Source organism: Polaromonas sp. P4_F6, from assembly GCF_056401275.1.
In genome coordinates, this window is sequence record NZ_JBFUJQ010000002.1 from 333325 (window position 1) to 347046 (window position 13722).

Below are 13722 nucleotides of genomic sequence, written 5' to 3' on the forward strand. Positions count from 1 at the left end.
CTATGGGCGTCGCACCGCGCCTTGCATCCCATCCCGAGAAGGCGCTTGCGCGGCCCCGTTTAGACCGTGAACAGGTTCTTAGAAACTCAGGGCGCTGTCAGCCCTATCTTGCGCACAAATGCATCCAGCGGAACCGACCACATCTTGCCGCCATAGGTCAGCAATGAATGCCCGTCGTGCCCCGCGAGCGCCCCGGTCTGGATGAACTGCGTGTCACTGCCACCTGCCTTGAAGGCCTCGTGCCACTGGCGCGGCGCCTCGGCGCCCCAGAACTGGTCGTTTTCTGCATAGAGCCACAGATTGGGAACCTTGACCAGCTTGCCGAGCTCGCCGTAGGTCTTGCGCATATTGTCCGGGCTGCAGCTTTTGGTGGGCGACGTTTCGGGATTGCCGCCCGAGCCACCCGCGAAATTGACAGCGCCGACGACGCCCGGCAGGTTGAGTGCGGCCACCGACACCGTGGTCATGCCGCCCACCGACTGCCCTTCCAGCAGCAGCCTGTCCTTGCGCACCCAGGGTTGCTGCAGCGCCCAGTGATGCAGCGCGACCACAGTCTGCCCGGCCCGACTGGCGACACCCGTGAAATCGGGGCTTCCGCTGCAGACGCTGCCGCTCCAGCGCGCACCTGAGTCTTCCCGGTCAAAGCCGCCGGTGTCACCGTAGCCGGGCCGCACCGGGGCAATCACGGCCACGCCTTTGCGCAGCCAGTAATTCGCGTGCCCCACCAGCACCGGGTATTCCAGCCTGGCCCTGTCGACGCGCGATGGCGCGCGCCCATGGGAAAAAATCACCAGCGGAAACGGGCCTTCGCCTTCGGGTTTGTAGAGATGGGTGACGACCTCAAGCTGCTTGCCGTCGACAAGCAATGGCAGCTTGACGATCTGCGGCGGCACACGTTCGGGCTGCTGCGCCCAAGCAGGCCAGGCGGCGAGCTGCGCCACCCACAAGACCCCCAGCATCCACCCCAGCTTCAACCACCGCATGTTCATGTTCGGCTCCCTGCTTGTTGCCGGAGCATTCTGACACGCGCAAGCCGTCTGCGGTTATGAAGTGCTGAAGCGGTACAAGGTGTGGCTCTGGCGGGGCTGGCCCGGCTGGTAGACCGCAGAAGGAAAAGCAGGTATGTTGGGCGCGTTGGGGTAAGCCTGCGGTTCAAAGCACAGGCTTTGCTGCTGCACATAGCCCCTGCCGCCCTTGCCCGGCCCGCCGGCCAGGGGTTCGCCGGCCAGCATGCCGGTGTAGAACTGCATGGTGGGCTCGCTCGACCAGACTTCCATCACACGGCCGCTGGCAGGCGCGCTCACGCGCGCGCACAGCGCCAGTTCACCAGCCGTGGCCGCATCGCGGTCTATCGCAAAGCAGTCGTCGTAGCCGGCGACCCCGCCTTCGGCTGGCGATTTGCCCACACGTGTATCGAGCGCCGCGGGCTGGCGCAGGTCAAACGGCGTGTCCTCCACCGGCAGCAGCCTGCCCGTGGCGATCAGTTCAGGGGTCATCTCGAAATAGCGACTCGCGCAAATCGTGACTTCATGCCCCAGCGCGCTGGCGCTGTGCGTGCTGTTCATGCCCTCGAGATTAAAAAAAGCGTGGGTGGTGAAGTTGGCCACGGTGGGCGCATCCAGCGCCACGGCCTCGTAATCGAGCGCCAGCTCGTTGGCCTCGGTCACGCGGTACAGCAGGCGCAAGGCCAGCGCACCGGGAAAGCCCTCTTCGCCGTCGGCAAACACATAACGCATCTCCACGCTGGAGGCGTCGTGCCGCACCGCGTCGAAAACCTGGAAGCGCGAACCCCGCAGCCCGCCATGCAGGCAGTGCGGACCGTTGTTGGCCGCCAGCTGGTGCTCTATGCCACCCAGCATGAAGCGCGCGTTTTCTATGCGCCCCGCATAGCGCCCCACAAAGGCGCCCACGGAGGGCGCGCCGCCCACCACGCCTTCAATGCTGTCGTAACCCAGCACCACATCGTCAAAATGTCCCGCGCGGTCGGGCACCAGCAGCTGCTCTATCTTGGCGCCGTAGTTGGTCACGCAGACTGCCATGCCCTGGCTGTTGCGCAGGGTGAACAGCCTGACGGGTTTTCCGTCGATCTCGCGCGCGAAACGCGCGGGATCGAGCAAAAGGCTAGGGTCCGGGCCGCTCACTTGGCAATAATCGTCAGCAGTTCTTCGCGCGTGGTCGGGTCGGCCATGTACTTGCCGTACAGCGGCCCCATGCGCCTGACCATGGGCGAGACGTCCTTGACCTTGACGAACTGCGAGCCCTGCTTGGTCGTGGCCTCCAGGGCAGCGGCGACGCGCTTGTTCCACAGCTCGCGCATCAGGATCGCGGATTTGGCGCCGGCCTCGGCGAAGGCGGCCTTGTCTTCCTTGCTGAGCTTGTCCCACAGTTTGGTGGACACCACCAGCGCCTCGGGCGAGATCACGTGGTTGGTCACATAGACGTTTTTGGCCACCTTGTAATGCCCCGTGGACTCATAGGAAGGCAGGTTGTTCTCGGCGCAATCGACCTTGCCCTGCTCCAGAGCACCGAGCACGTCCTTGAAGGGCAAGGCCACCGGCTTGGCTTCCATGAGCTTGATCATCTCGATGTAGACCTCGGACTGCTGCACGCGAATGTTCATGCCGGCCAGGTCGCGCAGGTTGTTGACGGGCTTGACGCAGTAAAACGAACGGCCGCCGCCGTCGTACCAGCCCAGCACCACAAAGCCGGCGGCTTTCAGGTTGGCGGAAAAACGCTCGCCCAGCTTGCCGTCCAGGTGGCGGAACATATGGGCCGAATCGGTGAAGAGGAAAGGCAGGTTCAGTACCTTGATGCCCGGCACAGCGTCCGACAGAGGGCCCGAGCTGAACTCGGCCACGTCGATCTCGCCGCTCTTGAGCATTTGCACCGCCTTGGGCTGGTCGCCCAGCGTGCCGCCGTTAAAAAGCTCGATGTTGTAGCGGCCGCCGGTGCTCTTGGCGACCTGCTCCACAAAGCTCTTCATGGCTTCGGAGACCGGGTAGCCCTCGGGGTGGATATTCCAGGCCCGCAGCTTGGTCTGGGCCATCGCGGCGCTCGCGCACAGCGCGAAGGAAAGGCATAAAAGCCCCTTGAAAGATATACGCAATTTTGTCTCCTGGAATGGGGCTAACGGCCGCCTCTGCGGGCTGGCTCGTAGTGTGTCAGTGTTCAAATCCCTGCTGGGATCTTCGCACGGATGACTCGCCTTCATCAAAAGATATCAGGCGATATCACCACTAATTCACGCAAGCGATTTTCAATCCAGCTTGATGTTGCCTTCCGCCACGACCTTGGCCCAGCGGCTGCGCTCCTGGTTGAAGAAACCGTCCTGCTGCGCCGGCGTCATGGTCACGACTTCCGCGCCCTGCCCCGCGAGCTTGGCGCGTATGTCGGGGCTGCGGATGATCTTGATGAGTTCGGCGTTCAGGCGGTTGATGATGGCTGCCGGCGTGCCGTTGGCCACCAGCAGGCCTTGCCAGGTGCCGGATTCGAAGTTGGCCAGGCCTTGCTCGGCCAGCGTCGGCACATTGCCGATCAGCGGCATGCGCGTGCTCTTGGAAACGCCGAGGATTTTCAGCTTGCCGCTTTGCACATGCGGCAAGGTGGCCAGCATGCCGTTCATCAGAATCTGCGTTTGCCCCGCGATGGTGTCGCTGACGGCCTGGGAGCCGCCCTTGTAGGGGATGTATTGCCACTTGGCCTTGCTGGCCCGCTCGACCGCCACGCCGGCCAGGTGCGGCGCGCTACCCATGGCCGTCACCGCGAAGTTCAGCTCGGTCTTGTGCGACAAGGCTACGAGTTCCTTGAGGTTGCTCGCGGGCACCGAGGGATGGACGACCAGCAGGTGCGGCGAATACGCCAGCATGGTGACGCCGCGCAAATCCTTGGACGGATCAAAGCCCAGCTTGGGATAAACCGAGGGGCTGATGGCCAGCGCGCCGGTGTCGCACAGCAGCAGCGTGTAGCCGTCGGGCGCGGACTTGGCCACGATGTCGGCGCCCAGGTTGCCGTTGGCGCCGGCCTTGTTGTCCACGATGACCGACTGCTTGAGAGCCTCGGCGAGCGGCTGCGAAATGGCGCGCGCGATGATGTCCGAAGAGCCGCCCGGCGGATAGGGCACCACCAGGCGTATCGGTTTGGACGGCCAGCCGGCCTGGGCGTTTGCGGCGCCGCTTGCGGCACCCACGCCCACGGCCAATGAAGCCGCGATCAGTTCTCGTCGATTGATAGCCATGTCTGTCTCCTGAATGTTCTCAAAAACGGGGTTGGCCCTCCGCCGCGCCGGGAGCCTCTTTCGGGCTCCTCGCACGCGCCTGTCTGGTCTGTCCGGTTTATGCCGGTTTGGCGACTTCGTGGTTGCCCAGCAATTCCAGCGCCCGCACCAAGGCGGAATGGTCCAGGTCCTGCATGCCGTTGGCGGCGCAGGCTTGCATCAGCTGGGCGGCGCCCGCCGTTTGCGGCAAGGCCAGGCCCAGGGTGCGCGCGCCGCTGAGCGCGAGGTTCAAGTCCTTCTGGTGCAGGCCGATGCGGAAACCCGGCGCGAAGGTGCGCTTGATCATGCGCTCGCCGTGCACTTCCAGGATGCGCGAGGAGGCAAAGCCGCCCATCAGCGCCTGGCGCACCTTGGCCGGGTCGGCGCCGGCCTTGCTGGCGAACAGCAGGGCTTCGCCCACGGCCGCGATGTTCAGCGCCACGATGATCTGGTTGGCTACCTTGCAGGTCTGGCCGTCGCCGTTGCCGCCCACCAGCGTGATGTTTTTGCCCATCAGCTCGAACAGCGGCTTGACGAGGTCGAAGGCCGCCTGCGGGCCGCCCACCATGATGGTGAGGCTGGCCGCCTTGGCGCCGACTTCGCCGCCCGACACCGGGGCGTCCAGGTAGTCGCAACCCAGGGCGTTGATTTTTTGGGCGAACTCCTTGGTGTCCATGGGCGAGATGGAACTCATGTCCACCACCGTCTTGCCCTTGCTCAGCGCGCCGGCCACGCCACCTTCGCCGAACAGCACCTTGGCCACGTCGGGCGTGTCGGGCAGCATCATGAAGATAATGTCCGCCTGCTTGACGACCTCGGCGATGGAGTCGCAGGCCTTGCCCTTGCCGGTCAGAAGTTCCGCGGGCACCTTGCCGCGCGTGTTCAGGAAAACCTCGTGCCCTGCCGCAATCAGGTGCGCCGCCATAGGGCTGCCCATGATGCCCAGGCCGATAAATCCAAGCTTGCTCATTCAAATACTCCAGTCAAAAATCCAGTCAGAAAACAATGCGCCCCTCAGGCGCGTCAGGTTCGGTAACGGTCGCACAGGGCTTGTGTGGCGGAGCGGAACACGCCGAGGTCGCTGCCCACGGCCACAAAGGTGGCGCCCATCTCCATGTAGCGCCGCGCGTCAGCTTCCACCGGCGCGAGGATGCCCGTGGGCTTGCCGCAGGCCTTGGCGTCGGCGAACACACCGGCGATGGCTTTCTGCACGTCGGGATGGCTCGCGTTGCCCAGGTGGCCCAGGCCGGCGGCCAGGTCCGAGGGGCCGACAAAAATGCAGTCCACGCCCTCTGTTTCGGCGATCGCGCGCGCGGCCGCAACACCGGCGCTGCTTTCAATCTGCACCGCGACGCAGATCTGGTCGTTGATGCCCTTGAAGTAGTCGGGCACAGTGCCGTAGCGGTTGCTGCGCTGCGAGACCGACACGCCGCGCACGCCCTGCGGCGGGTAGCGCGTGGCGGCCACCGCGCGCCGCGCCTCGTCGGCGCTTTCGACGAAGGGCACCAGGAAGTTGTAGAAGCCGGCATCGAGCAGGCGCTTGATCTCGACCTCGTTGTTGCTGGTGGGACGCACAAAGGGCGCACTCGGGCTGTCCTTGAGCGCCATCAGCTGCGGAATGAAGGTGCCCACGTCGTTGGGCGAATGTTCGCCGTCCAGCAGGATCCAGTCGAAACCGGCCACGCCCAGCACCTCGGTGGTGATGGCGTTGGCCAGGGAGGACCAGCAACCTATCAGTTTTTTGCCGGCCAGCAGGTCTCGCTTGAAGCTGTTGGGAAAGGATTGGTAGGGAGTTGCTTGTGTCATGGTGGTTTGCTTCTACGATGTCTGTTGCTTCGGTTTGCGGTCAGCCGGGCTTTATTCGGCCTTGATGTTCGCGGCCTTGATGACCTGCGCCCACTTGGCCACTTCCGCGCGCTGGAAGGCGGCGATCTGGGCCGTCGTCATGTTGGCCGGCTCCATGCCGAAGCCCTTGAGTTTTCCCTGCATCTCGGGTTCCGCCAGAATGCGGCCGATTTCCTTGTGCAGGCGATCGACCATGAGGGCGGGCGTTCCCGCCGGCGCAAAAATCGCCTGCCAGGACAGCACCTCAAAATTGGCCAGGCCCGGCAGGCCGGATTCGGCCACCGTCGGCACGTCCGGCATGGATGGCAGCCGGCTGGCGGAGGTCACCGCGATCGCGCGCAGCTTGCCGCTTTGCACATGCGGCGCCGCCACGACGCTGGTGTCGAACATCATGTCGACCTGCCCGCCTATCACGTCCTGGATGGCCGGGCCGCTGCCCTTGTAAGGCACGTGCGTGAACTTCACGCCGGAACGGAAGGCCAGCAGCTCCAGCGAAAGGTGCTGCGAAGTGCCGGTGCCGGCCGAGGCGGACGAGAGGCCGCCGCTTTTGCCCTTGCTGGCCTCAATCACGTCCTTCAGGGTTTTGTAGGGGCTGGCCTGGTTGACCACCAGCACCAGCGGGTTGGTGCCTATCAGCGTGACGGGCACAAAGGACTTGATCGGGTCGTAGCCGATCTTGGGATACAGGCTCACGTTGATCGCATGCGAGCTGACCGTGCCGCCCACCAGGGTGTAGCCGTCCGGCGCGGCGCGCGAGCCGACTTCCGAACCGACGCTGCCGCCGGCCCCGGGCTTGTTGTCGACGATGATGGTGGTGCCCAGCGCGGTGCCCAGCTTCTGCCCGATCAGCCGGCCCAGCACGTCGGTGGTGCCGCCCGCGGCAAACGGCACCAGGTAAGTGATGGGCTTGCCGGTCGGCCAGTTGCCCTGCGCGAATGCGGGAAGCGTTGAAAAACCGCCGGCCATGGCGGCCAGCGCGGTATTGAGCAGGGTACGGCGTTGCATCATGATGAGTCCTTAATATGTGTCAGAAAAAATTGCCCGGCGCTTCGCGCGCTCAGGGCATCTCGACAATTTCAATCCAGTTCGGGTTCTTGCCGACGGGCAGGCGCTTGGGCGCGCCCAGCGCGCCGGTGGCGGCATCAATGGCGTACACGGACACGCTGTGCGAATCCTGGCCCGCCGCGATCAGGTAACGCCCCTGCGCATCGATGGCGAAACCGCGCGGGGTCTTTTCGGTGGGCGTCTGGCCTAGAGGCTCCAGCAGGCCTGTGGCGGCGTCGACACGGAAGGCCGACAGCGTGCTGGAGGTCCGCTCCGAGGCATACAGGAAACGGCCGTCGGGCGTGAGGTGCAGGTCGGCGGCCCAGGGCTTGTCGGTGAAGCCGGCCGGCAGCGTGGTCCGGGTCTGCAGCAGCTTGAGCGTGCCGCGCGCGCCGTCCCAGGCGAAGACCTGGAGTTGCGCGTCCAGCTCATTGAGCAGGTAGGCAAAGCGCTGCGCCTTGTCCCAGACAAAATGGCGCGGGCCGGATTTCGCCGCGCTGGTGGTCAGCGCGGGGTCGTTGGGCGAGAGCACGCCGGTGGCGGCATCAAAGCGCCAGCTCGAGACGTTGTCGTTGCCCAGGCTGGTGGCCAGCACAAAGCGGTTGGCCGAGTCCGCATGAATGGCGTGCGCATTCGCGATCCCGGGAATCAGCTGCTGGATGGCGCCGACCTTGCCTTCCTTGTCGATGCCGTTGACGGTGATCTTGTGGCCGGGATAGGACGCCGCGAAAAGCCAGCGGCCCGTCAGGTCGGTGTCGATGTTGGCCATGCTGTCGGCCAGGGGAGCTTCCCCCAGCTTGCGCAGCTTGCCGCTGGCGCCGTCGATGGCAAAGCTCACGGCACGGAAAGGCTGCGAGCGCAGCGCCGCATACAGAAAACGTTTGTCCGGGCTCACGGCCATCGGCATCACGGTGCCGCCCACGTTCACGGTTTCCACCGGCTTGAGCATGCCCTGGGCGCGGTCCAGCTCAAGCACCGAAATCTCCTGGCTGTCCGCGTTCGACACATAGACCCAGGTGGCGGCGCCGGCCCCGCCGGCGAGGGCCGCGAGCCCGGCCGCCGCCGTCAATTGCAAGGCCAGGCGCAGCGCGCGCAGGCCGGATGGAACGATGGTCATGCTCTGTCTCCTTCTGTTTGTGTTGTGGATGCGGTGCAGGTTCAGGTGACAGGCGCCGGGTTGAACAGCACCAGCGCGTTGTGCAGCTTCCAGTGCTCGGCCCAGGTTTTTTTGCGCCCGCTGGCGACGTCCAGCATGAAGCGGAACAGCTCCCAGCCGACCTCTTCAATCGTGGCGTCGCCGTCGGCGATGCGGCCGGCGTTGATGTCCATCAGGTCGTGCCAGCGCCGCGCCAGGTCGCTGCGCGTGGCCACCTTGATGACCGGCACTTCGGCCAGGCCGTAAGGCGTGCCGCGGCCGGTGGTGAACACATGGATGTTGATGCCGGCGGCCAGCTGCAGCGTGCCGCAGATGAAGTCGCTGGCGGGCGTCGCGGCGTAGATCAGGCCCTTTTGTTTGACCTTCTCGCCGGGCGAGAGCACGCCGCTGATGGGCGCGCTGCCCGATTTCACGATGGAGCCCATGGCCTTTTCAACAATGTTGGAAAGGCCGCCTTTTTTGTTGCCCGGTGTGGTGTTGGCGCTGCGGTCCACCTGCCCCTTTTTGAGGTAGGCGTCGTACCAGGCCATCTCGCGGATCATGGCCTCGGCCACCTCCGGCGTGCTGGCCCGCGAGGTCAGCTGGTCTATGCCGTCGCGCACTTCGGTGGTTTCGGAGAACATCACCGTCGCGCCGGCGCGCACCAGCAGGTCGGTGGCAAAGCCCACCGCCGGGTTCGCCGTCACGCCGGAAAACGCGTCGCTGCCGCCGCACTGCACGCCGACCACCAGCTCGCTGGCGGGCACCGTCTCGCGCCTGCGCGCATTGAGCCGCTCCAGGTGCAGCAAGGCGGTCTGCATGATGGAGTCGATCATGGACATGAAACCGACGTGGTTCTCGGACTGCAGGCAGACCACGTCCAGCACGGCTTCGGCGCTCGTGCCCACATCGGCCACATTGCGCTCGTCAATGATCTGTATGCTGCCCGGCGGCAGCAGGCGCTCGGGCTGCAGCTTCTCGCAGCCCAGGCTCACCACCATGACCTCGCCGCCGAAGTTGGGGTTCAGGCTGATGTTGCGCAGGGTGCGGATGGGGATGATGGCGTCGGGCGCGTCAATCGCCACGCCGCAGCCGTAGGTGTGCTCCAGCCCCACCACGTCATCGACATTGGGAAAACGCGGCAGCAGCTCGGCCTTGATGCGCTGGACGGCGAAGTCCACCACGCCGGCCACGCACTGCACCGTGGTGGTGACGGCCAGGATGTTGCGGCTGCCGACCGAGCCGTCCGGGTTGCGAAAGCCCTCGAAGGTATAGCCTTCCAGCGCCGGCAGCGGCTCGGGCCGCACCGTGGCCTTGGGCAGGTTGTCCAGCGTGCGCGCATCGGGCATCTCCAGCAGGCGCTCATGCACCCAGCTGCCTGCCGGGATGTCTTTCAGCGCGTAGCCTATGGGCACGTTGTAGCGCAGCACCGCCGCGCCCTTGGGCAGGTCCACCAGCGCCACCTTGTGGCCCTGGGGCACGCGCTCCACCAGCCGCAGGCCGCCCTCAAAAACGCTGCCCTCGGGCAGGCCGCCGTCGTTGGCGACGATCGCGACGTTGTCGCGAGGATGCATGCGGATGTGAAGCGGTGCGGCCATGGCGTGCGATTTCCTTATTGGCCGACCGTCATGTAGAGGCTGGGCAGCCACATGGAGAAGGCCGGAACAAACGTGACCAGTGCCAGCGCGAAAATCAGCGCGCCGTAGAAAGGCCAGATGGTGCGCATCACGGTGCCCACGGACACCCCGCCTATGGCGCAGCCCACGAACTGGGTGGTGCCCACGGGCGGCGTGTTCAGGCCCAGCGCGCAGTTGATCAGCATCACGATGCCGAACTGCACCGAGCTCATGCCGTAGTGCTGGGCAATCGGCAGGAAGATCGGCGTGCACAGCAGGATGGTGGCGGCCATGTCCAGAAAGGTGCCGAGCACGAACAGGATGATGTTGATCAGCAGGAAGATCACCCAGGGCGTGCTGCTGATCTGGGACAGCATCTGGCCCGTCAGCTCGGCCACCCCGTACAGGCTGATGAGGTAACCGAAGGTGCTGGAAATGCCGATCAGCAGCAGGATGACGCCGGTCGTCTTGACAGCCTTGGAGGCGGCCTTGATGAAGTGCTCCCACTTGAGCGTGCGGTAGACGAAGATGGTCAGCGCCAGCGCATACAGGACCGCCACGGCGGCCGATTCGGTGGCGGTGAAGATACCCGAAAGAATGCCGCCGAGAATCAGCACCACAATCATCAGGCCAGGCAGCGCCGCGGCGAGCGAACGCCAGACAATCGCCCATCCCGGGAAACTGCCGGCCGGATAACCGCGTTTCACGGCGACCAGGTAGGCCGCCGCCAGGTTGCAGATGGTCAGGATGGCGGCAGGCAGCAGCGCCGCCAGAATCAGCGCGGCAATCGAAACCTTGCCGCCGGCAGCCAGCGAATAAATGATCAGGTTGTGGCTGGTCGGCATCAGGGCACCCACCAGCGCGGCGTGCGTCGTCACGTTGACGGCGTAGTCGGCGTGGTAGCCCTCTTTTTTCATCATCGGGATCATCACGGCGCCCATGGCCGACACGTCCGCCACGGGAGAGCCGGAAACGCCGCCGAACAAGGTGCAGGCCACCACGTTGGACATGCCCAGGCCGCCGCGCACATGGCCGACCAGGTTGCGGGCCAGGTTCACGATGCGGTCGGCGATACCGCCGTAAAGCATGAGCTCACCGGCGAAGATGAAAAACGGGATCGCGAGGAAGGAAAAAATCCCCATGCCCGAGGTCATCTGCTGGAAACCGACCGCCAGCGGCAGGCCTTCATAAAGCAGCGTGGCCAGCGCCGACAGGCCGATGGAAAACGCCACCGGCACGCCCAGCAAAAGAAAGAGCGTGAAGGAAATACAAAGTATCAACAATGGGATAGTCATGATTTTTTTAGCCCCAGGCTGGTTCGACTTCTTCGCCCTTGGCGAGCGCGATGATGTGTTCGATGGAGAACATCACAATGAGAACGCCCGCAATGGTTGCGGGAACATAGCGCCATCCCTCGGAAATCCACAGGGTGGGCAGGCGATAACTCCACACGGACTGGGCCAGCGAGGCGCAGTTGTAGGCCATGGCCGCGCCGAACAGCAACACCAGCGCGTGGATCAGGTATTCCATCTTCAGGCGAATGCTTTCGGGTGCGAGAACCAGAAAGGATTCCAGGCCGATGTGGCCGGCGTCGCGAACGCCCACGGCCGTGCCGAGCATCGTGACATACAGCACCAGCAGCAAAGCCAGGCTCTCCGCCCAGGTGGGGGTGTTGTTCAGGACGTAACGGCCGAAGACCTGCCAGCTGACGGCGCAAATCACCGCCACAAGGCCAAAAATGCCCAGCCACATGCAAGTCCGGGCGAGCCGGCGACAAATTTTTGTGTACATAAATAAAGTGCGGAAGTGAAGGCCGCCCCAGAGAAATTTTTCCAAGCGGCAGGAATTGCCGTAAAACGCGCCGGCCGCAAACGGGCCGGCGCGGGATCAGGGCTTACTTGGTGTCCTGGATCCGTTTGACGAGGCCTTTGAGCGCCGCGTCGGTGATGAACTTGTCATAAACAGGCTTCATGGCGTTCTGGAAGGACACCTTGTCGACCTGGATGATCTCGGCGCCGCCGGCTTTGACGGTGGCCAGCGATTTTTCCTCGCGCTCGTCCCACAGCTTGCGCATGTAAGGCACGGACTCCTTGGCCGCCTGGCGGATCGCCTTCTGGTCATCGGCGCTCAGGCCGTCCCAGGTGCGCTTGGAGAACAGCAGCATCTCGGGCGCCATCGAATGCTCGGTGATGGAGTAGAACTTGGCCACCTCAAAATGGCGCGAGCTTTCATACGAGGGGTAGTTGTTTTCGGCGGCGTCAACCAGGCCCGTCTTCAGCGCGGTGTAGACCTCGCCGAAGGGCATGGGCGTCGCGTTGGCACCCATGGCTTCGAGCAGCGAGACCCAGAGGTCCGACTGCTGGACGCGCACTTTCAGGCCTTTCGCGTCGGCGAGCGATCGAACCGGCTTTTTGACCGTGTACAGATTGCGCGCGCCGCTGTCGTAGTACGCCAGGCCGATAAAGCCCTGGGGCGCGCACGAAGCCAGGATCTGCTCGCCGATCGGGCCGTCAAGCACATGGCGCATGTGATCCTTGGAGCGGAACAGGAAAGGCATGGTCGGGACCTGCGTTTCGGGGCAGATGTTGTTCATCGGCGCAATGTTCACGCGCGTCATCGCCAGGGCGCCGATCTTGGTCTGCTCGATCGTGTCTTTCTCGCTGCCCAGTGCGCTGTTGTTGAACACCTTGATGCTGTGCTTGCCGTTGGTCAGCACTTTGAGCCGCTCGCCCATGAACTTCACGGCTTCCACCGTGGGGTAGCCGTCAGGGTGAATATCCGAAGAACGGAATTCCGTGGCGAAGCCGGCCAGCGGCGCCATGGCCAGCGCGGCGGCGACGGCGAACAGTGTTTTTTTAATCTTCATGTCTCATCCTCTAGGTTGGTGGTGGAAAGCAGGTAGCGGGAAAGGGATCGCGGAAACTTTTTTTAATACAGGCACGCGGTTTCGGGCAGCCCGCGCACGCCGGGGCGTAGCGCGAACACACCGCCGGCCAGCGGCTGGTCTGAGAGATCGACACCTTCGGGGCGTATCGATGTCACGAACAGGGTGTCCAGCCCGGCGCCGCCGAAGGCGCACATGGCGGGCTTCTTCACGGGCACGGCCAGCGAGCGGTCCAGCTTGCCGGCGGGCGTGAAGCGGTGAACCAGGCCGGCGTCGTTGCCGCAGATCCAGTAGCAGCCGTCGGCGTCGACGGCCGCGCCGTCGGGCCGCCCGGGCAGCGGGTTCATGTCGATAAAAAGGCGGCGGTTCGACGGCGTGCCGGTCGAGGTGTCGTAGTCGAAGGCCCAGACCGACTGCACCGAAGGATGTGAATCGGACAAATACATGGTGCGGCCGTCGGGGCTGAAGGCCATGCCGTTGGGCGTGATGAAACCCTCCAGCAGCACTTTGAGGCCGTCGCCCTGGTAGCTGTAGATGCTGCCGACGCGCGCGCCGGCGGCCATGTTCATCTGCATGGTGCCGGCCAGGAAGCGCCCCTGCCGGTCGCAGCGGCCGTCGTTAAAACGCATGCCGGCCTGCGCGTGGGTCACGCCGGCAAGCCGCTGGAACCCCAGCTGGCCGCCGGCCCCGGGGCTCAGGCGGAAGACGCCGCTCTCGGCGCCCGCGATCCAGTCCCGCGTGTTGCCCAGGCGGGCGATGCAGGCGGGCATTTCAGGGGCCAGCCACTCGGTCAGCGCGGCATCGGCCACGCTCCAGCGGCACAAACGGCGCGCCGGGATGTCGACCCAGTACAGCGCCTGCCCGGCAGCGTCCCAGACCGGGCTTTCGCCCACGCCGTTGCGCGCATCCAGAACCAGTTCAACCTGCAATTCGCTCATGCCGTACC

The 13722-nt window shown here is 64.7% G+C and carries 13 protein-coding genes; all 13 read right to left on the reverse strand.

Going from position 1 to position 13722, the window contains the following annotated elements; all coding sequences use genetic code 11:
• Positions 1–86 precede the first annotated feature (86 nt).
• Entirely contained in the window at positions 87–989 is a 903-nt protein-coding gene (locus AC1DUN_RS07490) for a dienelactone hydrolase family protein (RefSeq protein WP_477713408.1), read from the reverse strand.
• A gap of 54 nt (positions 990–1043) precedes the next feature.
• A complete protein-coding gene (locus tag AC1DUN_RS07495; RefSeq protein ID WP_477713409.1) occupies positions 1044–2117 on the reverse strand; it encodes an aldose epimerase family protein in 1074 nt (357 codons plus the stop codon).
• Between the two features lie 20 nt (positions 2118–2137).
• Positions 2138–3106 carry a TRAP transporter substrate-binding protein gene (locus AC1DUN_RS07500; RefSeq protein ID WP_477713410.1) on the reverse strand — a complete coding sequence of 323 codons (969 nt, stop codon included), beginning with the start codon at positions 3104–3106 and terminating at the stop codon, positions 2138–2140.
• Positions 3107–3256: 150 nt separating this feature from the next.
• Positions 3257–4234 carry a Bug family tripartite tricarboxylate transporter substrate binding protein gene (locus tag AC1DUN_RS07505; protein ID WP_477713411.1) on the reverse strand — a complete coding sequence of 326 codons (978 nt, stop codon included), beginning with the start codon at positions 4232–4234 and terminating at the stop codon, positions 3257–3259.
• 97 nt (positions 4235–4331) lie between these two features.
• Positions 4332–5222, reverse strand: coding sequence for a 2-hydroxy-3-oxopropionate reductase (gene glxR / locus AC1DUN_RS07510; RefSeq protein WP_477713412.1), 891 nt, complete (start codon positions 5220–5222; stop codon positions 4332–4334).
• 53 nt (positions 5223–5275) lie between these two features.
• Entirely contained in the window at positions 5276–6058 is a 783-nt protein-coding gene (gene garL / locus AC1DUN_RS07515; RefSeq protein WP_477713413.1) for a 2-dehydro-3-deoxyglucarate aldolase, read from the reverse strand.
• Between the two features lie 51 nt (positions 6059–6109).
• Positions 6110–7102, reverse strand: a complete 993-nt coding sequence (locus tag AC1DUN_RS07520) for a Bug family tripartite tricarboxylate transporter substrate binding protein (RefSeq protein ID WP_477664012.1) — start codon at positions 7100–7102, stop codon at positions 6110–6112.
• 52 nt (positions 7103–7154) lie between these two features.
• The gene (locus AC1DUN_RS07525) at positions 7155–8258 is read right to left on the reverse strand and encodes a lactonase family protein (protein WP_477713414.1); all 1104 of its coding nucleotides are present in this window, start codon (positions 8256–8258) and stop codon (positions 7155–7157) included.
• Between the two features lie 41 nt (positions 8259–8299).
• A complete protein-coding gene (gene garD / locus AC1DUN_RS07530; protein ID WP_477713415.1) occupies positions 8300–9874 on the reverse strand; it encodes a galactarate dehydratase in 1575 nt (524 codons plus the stop codon).
• 14 nt (positions 9875–9888) lie between these two features.
• Positions 9889–11187 (reverse strand): TRAP transporter large permease, encoded by a 1299-nt coding sequence (locus AC1DUN_RS07535; RefSeq protein WP_477713416.1) that lies wholly within the window; start codon positions 11185–11187, stop codon positions 9889–9891.
• 7 nt (positions 11188–11194) lie between these two features.
• Positions 11195–11683 carry a TRAP transporter small permease gene (locus AC1DUN_RS07540; RefSeq protein ID WP_477713417.1) on the reverse strand — a complete coding sequence of 163 codons (489 nt, stop codon included), beginning with the start codon at positions 11681–11683 and terminating at the stop codon, positions 11195–11197.
• A gap of 103 nt (positions 11684–11786) precedes the next feature.
• A complete protein-coding gene (locus tag AC1DUN_RS07545; RefSeq protein ID WP_477713418.1) occupies positions 11787–12758 on the reverse strand; it encodes a TRAP transporter substrate-binding protein in 972 nt (323 codons plus the stop codon).
• A 62-nt stretch (positions 12759–12820) separates the two neighbouring features.
• Positions 12821–13714, reverse strand: a complete 894-nt coding sequence (locus AC1DUN_RS07550; protein WP_477713419.1) for an SMP-30/gluconolactonase/LRE family protein — start codon at positions 13712–13714, stop codon at positions 12821–12823.
• Positions 13715–13722 lie beyond the last annotated feature (8 nt).